The organism is Streptomyces sp. SPB074, from assembly GCF_000154905.1.
In the GTDB taxonomy this organism is placed as follows: Bacteria; Actinomycetota; Actinomycetes; order Streptomycetales; family Streptomycetaceae; genus Streptomyces.
The window spans coordinates 5,318,879-5,323,366 of the sequence record NZ_GG770539.1; the positions used below are offsets into that span (position 1 = coordinate 5,318,879).

Annotated in this window: 3 protein-coding genes; all 3 read right to left on the bottom strand. The window is 72.9% G+C overall.

Translation table 11 applies throughout. The features are described 5' to 3' along the window. Positions 1 to 944 (bottom strand): biotin/lipoyl-containing protein (locus SSBG_RS35055; protein ID WP_037870425.1); only part of this gene is annotated, 944 nt, incomplete at its 3' end. Between the two features lie 54 nt (positions 945 to 998). After that, positions 999 to 2,387 (bottom strand): dihydrolipoyl dehydrogenase, encoded by a 1,389-nt coding sequence (lpdA, locus tag SSBG_RS22560; RefSeq protein WP_037870427.1) that lies wholly within the window; start codon positions 2,385 to 2,387, stop codon positions 999 to 1,001. A gap of 357 nt (positions 2,388 to 2,744) precedes the next feature. After that, positions 2,745 to 4,250: a leucyl aminopeptidase gene (locus tag SSBG_RS22565; RefSeq protein WP_008748383.1), complete on the bottom strand. Its 1,506-nt coding sequence runs from the start codon at positions 4,248 to 4,250 to the stop codon at positions 2,745 to 2,747. Between the last annotated feature and the right edge of the window lie 238 nt (positions 4,251 to 4,488).

The window sequence follows — 4,488 nt, forward strand, 5'->3', positions numbered from 1 at the left end:
TCCTGCTTGCGGATACGGCCACCGACACCGGAGCCCTTGACCGCGGACAGGTCCACGCCCTGCTCCTGCGCGAGCTTGCGCACGAGCGGGGTCACGTAGGCACCCTCGTCGCTCGCCGAGGCGGCGGCGGGAGCCTGTGCGGCCGGGGCGGGCTGCGCGGGGGCGGGCGCCGGGGCGGCGGGCTGCGGGGCCGGCGCGGGCGCCGGGGCGGCCTGCTGCGGAGCCGGGGCGGCGGGCTGCGGAGCCGGGGCGAGCGCCTCCTGCTTCGGCGCCTCCTGGGCCGGGGCGGGCTGCTCCGGGGCGGGGGCGGCGGCCGGGGCGGCACCGGGCTGGCCGATGACGGCGAGCTTCGCGCCGACCTCGGCGGTCTCGTCCTCGGCGACGGTGATCTCCAGGAGCACACCGGCGGCGGGGGAGGGGATCTCGGTGTCGACCTTGTCGGTGGACACCTCCAGCAGCGGCTCGTCGGCCTCGACCGAGTCGCCGACCTCCTTGAGCCAGCGCGTGACGGTGCCCTCGGTGACGCTCTCGCCGAGCGCCGGGAGGACCACGTCGGTGCCCTCGGCCGAGCTGGAGCCGGAGGCGGCCTCGGCGGTCGGGGCGGGCGCGGGGGCGGCGGCCTCGGTGGAGGGCGCGGCCTGGGCGGGCTGCTCCGGCTCGGCGGCCGGTGCGGCCTCCTGCGCCGGGGCCTCGGCCGGGGCGCCGGAGCCGTCGTCGATGAGCGCCAGTTCGGCACCCACCTCGACGGTCTCGTCCTCGGCGACCTTGATCGAGGAGAGGATGCCCGCGGCGGGCGAGGGGATCTCGGTGTCGACCTTGTCGGTCGACACCTCAAGCAGCGGCTCGTCGGCCTCGACGCGCTCGCCCTCGGCCTTCAGCCAACGGGTGACAGTGCCCTCGGTGACGCTCTCGCCGAGCGCCGGAAGGGTGACGGAAACCGGCATGGTTCCAGTTGCTCCTTACGAAAGTGGAAAAAAGTCCGTGGTGCCCGAGGGGTGTCAGTCGTGCGAGTGCAGGGGCTTGCCCGCGAGCGCCAGGTGGGCCTCGCCGAGCGCCTCGCTCTGCGTGGGGTGGGCGTGGATGAGCTGCGCGACCTCGGCGGGCAGCGCCTCCCAGTTGTAGATCAGCTGGGCTTCGCCGACCTGCTCGCCCATGCGGTCGCCGACCATGTGCACACCGACGACGGCGCCGTCCTTGACCTGGACGAGCTTGATCTCGCCGGCGGTCTTGAGGATCTTGCTCTTGCCGTTGCCCGCGAGGTTGTACTTGAGCGCCACGACCTTGTCCGCGCCGTAGACCTCCTTGGCCTTCGCCTCGGTGATGCCGACGGAGGCGACCTCGGGGTGGCAGTACGTGACGCGCGGGACGCCGTCGTAGTCGATCGGCACGCTCGCCAGGCCCGCGAGGCGCTCCGCGACGAGGATGCCCTCGGCGAAGCCGACGTGCGCGAGCTGGAGGGTCGGGACGAGGTCGCCCACGGCCGAGATCGTCGGCACGTTGGTGCGCATGTACTCGTCGACGAGGACGTAGCCGCGGTCCATCGCGACGCCCTGCTCCTCGTAACCGAGCCCCTGCGAGACCGGGCCGCGGCCGATCGCGACGAGCAGGACCTCCGCCTCGAAGGTCTTGCCGTCGGCGAGCGTCACCTTCACGCCGTCCTGCGTGTACTCGGCGCCCTGGAAGAACGTGCCCAGGTTGAACTTGATGCCGCGCTTGCGGAACGCGCGCTCCAGGAGCTTGGAGCTGTTCTCGTCCTCGACCGGGACGAGGTGCTTGAGGCCCTCGATGACCGTGACCTCGGTGCCGAAGGACTTCCACGCCGAGGCGAACTCGACGCCGATGACGCCGCCGCCCAGGATGATCGCGGACTTCGGGACGCGGTCGAGCTTGAGCGCGTGGTCCGAGGAGATGATCCGGTTGCCGTCGATCTCCAGGCCCGGCAGCGACTTCGGCACGGAGCCGGTCGCGAGCAGCACGTGGCGGCCCTCGACGCGGCGGCCGTCCACGTCGACCGAGGTCGGGGACGACAGCCGGCCTTCGCCCTCGATGTAGGTGACCTTGCGCGAGGCGATGAGGCCCTGGAGACCCTTGTACAGGCCCGAGATGACCTCGTCCTTGTACTTGTGGACGGCCTCGATGTCGATGCCCTCGAAGGTGGCCTTCACGCCGAACTGCTCGCTCTCGCGAGCCTGGTCGGCGATCTCACCGGCGTGCAGCAGCGCCTTGGTGGGAATGCAGCCGTTGTGCAGGCAGGTACCGCCGACCTTGCCCTTCTCGATCAGGGCGACGTCCAGACCCAGCTGCGCCCCCCGCAGCGCCGCGGCGTAACCGCCGCTACCACCGCCGAGGATCACTAGGTCGAAAACGGTGCTGGCGTCGTTCGCCACGTCACGTCCTCCATGCATGTGCGCCGTGCTCCGGTCGCGTGTGACCGGTCGGCGGCGGTCGTCGGCCGCTCGTTACTTCGGCCCTCGGGTGGGGCCCTGTCCTGCCAATCACCCATCTTCGCACTTACCAGGGGGCGAACGGACGCGCCCCCGGGGTGTGAGACGTGCGACACGCGGGACGGTGGCCCCACTTCGTCGCCCTCGTCAACCAATTGGGCCGGTTTGTCATTCCCTGGCGTTCTTTGCCCCCGCTTGAGGAAGCGGACGGGGACGGCGGGGGGAACGGGAAACGGCCGGCGTCCCCCGCGAGGGACACCGGCCGTCTCACCGCGGTACGGGCCGTACGGGCGCCGGGCCTCAGCCCAGCTCGCCCTCCCCGGCCGCCTCCACGAGGCGTACCAGGGTGCGCACCGCGGTGCCCGTGCCGCCCTTGGGCGTGTAGCCGAACGGGGCGCCCTCGTTGAAGGCCGGGCCCGCGATGTCCAGGTGCGCCCAGCGGATGTCCTCGCCGACGAACTCCTGGAGGAAGAGCCCGGCGGTCAGGCCGCCGCCCATCCGGCCGCCCACGTTGGCGAGGTCGGCGACGGAGGAGTCCAGGCCCTTGAGCAGCGACTTCGGCAGCGGCATCTCCCAGGACGGCTCGCCCGCCGACTCCGACAGCTCGTGCAGCGTCGCGCGGAACTCGTCGTCGTTCGCCATGACACCGAACATCTCGTTGCCCAGCGCGACCATCATCGCGCCGGTCAGCGTCGCGACGTCCACGATCACGTCGGGCCCGTCCTCGCTCGCCCGCGCGATCGCGTCGGCCATCACGAGGCGCCCCTCGGCGTCCGTGTTGAGCACCTCGACGGTCTTGCCGCCGTACATGCGCAGCACATCGCCCGGGCGCGTCGCCGAACCGGAGGGCATGTTCTCGGCGAGCGCGAGCCAGCCCGTGACGTGCGCGGGAAGCTTGAGCTTCGCGGCGGTCAGCACGGCGCCCAGCACGGCGGCGGCGCCGCCCATGTCGCACTTCATCGTCTCGTTGTGCCCGGCCGGCTTGAGCGAGATGCCGCCCGAGTCGTACGTGATGCCCTTGCCCACGAACGCGAGCGACGCCTTGGCCCGCGCGCCCTTGTACTCGACCTTGACGAGCCGCGGCGGCCGCTGCGAGCCCTGGCCCACGCCCATGATCCCGCCGAAGCCGCCCTTGGTGAGCGCCTTCTCGTCGAGCACGGTCACCTTGACGCCGTACTCCTTGGCCAGGCCCTGGACGAGCGCGGCGAAGGACTCCGGGTACAGGTCGTTCGCCGGGGTGTTGACGAGGTCGCGGGCGCGGTTCAGCTCCGCGGCGAGGACCTGCGCGCGCTCGGCGGCGGCCTTGTGCCCCTTGTCGCGCGGCTTCGCGCCGACGAGGACCACCTCGGCGAGCGGCGCCTTGACGCCCTCGCCGTCCTTGTACGTGGTGAAGGAGTACGCGCCGAGCAGCGCGCCCTCGCCGATCGCGGCGACGGCGGCCGCGTCGGCCGCCGGCAGCGCGTAGACGGCCTTCGCCTTGCCGGCCAGGGAGCGGGCGACGACGCCGGCGGCGCGGCGCAGGGTCTCCGTGCCGAAACCGCCCTCCTCGTCCTCGGCGCCGAGGCCCACGGCGACCACGAGCGGCGCCTTGAAGCCGCTCGGCGCCGCGATACGGGTCAGCTCGCCGGGGGCACCGGTGGCGCCCAGCGTCTCCAGGACGTCGGCGAGCTTCCCGTCGTAGCCCTTGTCGACGGCCTCGGCGCCGGGGGCGAGCCGCGGGCCCTCGTCGTCCTTGGCCACACCGACGACGATCGCGTCGGCGCGCAGCCCGGGAACGGCGGCGGTGCTGAGTGTCAGAGCAGTCACGGTGGTGAAATCTCTCTCTCGTGTCTCGGGGCCTCGGATGCGCGGAAGCGCCTGCGTGCTCGTGCAGGGGGTGACGGCCCGGCGCCCTGGGGTCCGATGGGACCGGCGCCGGGGCAGAGCCTACGCTCCGTGACGGCTCTCGCCCATGGCGGCGGGCCCCCGCGGCCCGCGGCCCGCGCGCGGCGGTGCCCGGCGCGCGAGCCCCCGCCCCGTCAAGTCCCCCGCCCCGTAAGCCGCT